The sequence below is a fragment of the Streptomyces sp. SID13726 genome, from assembly GCF_010548375.1.
GTDB lineage: Bacteria > Actinomycetota > Actinomycetes > Streptomycetales > Streptomycetaceae > Streptomyces.
Genome location: NZ_JAAGLY010000783.1, coordinates 1 through 395 on the forward strand (window position 1 = coordinate 1; position 395 = coordinate 395).

Annotated in this window: 1 protein-coding gene; it reads right to left on the reverse strand. The window is 75.9% G+C overall.

Annotated features, from left to right (window positions below; translation table 11 throughout):
* Window positions 1-395: hypothetical protein (locus tag G3I78_RS50285; protein ID WP_164437365.1), on the reverse strand; the 395-nt coding region annotated here is incomplete at both ends.

Here is a 395-nt window from a genome sequence, read left to right on the forward strand (position 1 = left end):
GAACAGGCCGCGCGGGGGCGGGGTGAACGGTGCCGTCCGCTCGGCCGTGGTGGCGGCCTCCGCGATGGCCTCCAGGGCGTCCAGCCAGTGCCCGGTGATCTCGTCGGGGATCTCTTCGGCGAGGGTGAAGGTGGCGTGGAGGCTGCCGGTGGCCGCGTCGGTCCAGGCGTTGACCTCCACGGCGTACGGGCTGCCCTGGTCGCCGCCGGTGATGTGCAGCGCCCGGGACTCGCTGCCCCGGCCGAGGTAGTTGAACAGCACCTGCGGGCGGGCGGTCAGCAGCGGCGCGGTCTGCGGGTTGAGGTACCGCAGCCGGCCGTAGGAGGCGTGCCCGGCCTCGTCGGGCTGCCGCTCGGCGAGCTCGCGGGCGGCCGCGACGGGGTCGGTGTGCGCGC